General features: G+C 52.2%; 3 tRNA genes. All 3 read right to left on the bottom strand.

Annotated features, from left to right (window positions below):
- Nucleotides 1–31 precede the first annotated feature (31 nt).
- Nucleotides 32–120, bottom strand: a tRNA-Leu gene (locus tag M3166_RS19140).
- 7 nt (nucleotides 121–127) lie between these two features.
- A tRNA-Gly gene (locus tag M3166_RS19145) sits at nucleotides 128–202 on the bottom strand.
- 46 nt (nucleotides 203–248) lie between these two features.
- Nucleotides 249–333 (bottom strand) — tRNA-Leu (locus M3166_RS19150).
- Nucleotides 334–337 lie beyond the last annotated feature (4 nt).

Genomic DNA, 337 nt, shown 5'->3' on the forward strand with positions numbered 1-337 from the left:
AGCTACGGGCGCATATTGTTTATTTAAAAGATGGTGCCGAGGGCCGGAATCGAACCGGCACGGTGATCACTCACCGCAGGATTTTAAGTCCTGTGCGTCTGCCAGTTCCGCCACCCCGGCATTTTTTTGGAGCGGAAGACGAGGTTCGAACTCGCGACCCCCACCTTGGCAAGGTGGTGTTCTACCACTGAACTACTTCCGCAAAATGCTTAAGATATTTTTACTCTGACAGTAATATGAAATTAAAATGGTGCGGGTGAAGGGAGTCGAACCCCCACGCCTTGCGGCGCTAGATCCTAAGTCTAGTGCGTCTGCCAATTCCGCCACACCCGCTAAG

The organism is Solibacillus isronensis (assembly GCF_023715405.1).
GTDB lineage: Bacteria > Bacillota > Bacilli > Bacillales_A > Planococcaceae > Solibacillus > Solibacillus isronensis_B.